Origin of the sequence: Kitasatospora sp. NRRL B-11411, from assembly GCF_000721345.1 — a bacterium.
GTDB lineage: Bacteria > Actinomycetota > Actinomycetes > Streptomycetales > Streptomycetaceae > Kitasatospora > Kitasatospora cineracea.
This window is the reverse complement of sequence record NZ_JOGH01000350.1, coordinates 1-227: the sequence shown is the minus strand read 5'-3', so window position 1 is coordinate 227 and position 227 is coordinate 1. Positions and strand designations below refer to the sequence as shown.

Below are 227 nucleotides of genomic sequence, written 5' to 3'. Positions count from 1 at the left end.
GTCTCGGTCACCGACCAGTCCGGTGAGGCCCGCTACCCCTCGTTCAAGGGCATCATGGCGGCGAAGAAGAAGCCGGTGACCTCCCTGGACCTGGACGACCTGGGCATCGACGCCGACACCGTCGGCCTGGCCGGCGCCTGGAGCAAGGTCGAGGACGTCACCGCCCGCCCCGCCCGCACCAAGGGCGTCATCGTGACCGACGAGGGCGAGGGCGGCAAGCAGCTCGC

Annotated in this window: 1 pseudogene; it reads left to right on the top strand. The window is 70.9% G+C overall.

The annotated features are described in order from the left end of the window. Nucleotides 1-227: pseudogene (locus tag IH44_RS0140325) on the top strand (electron transfer flavoprotein subunit beta); the annotation flags it as partial.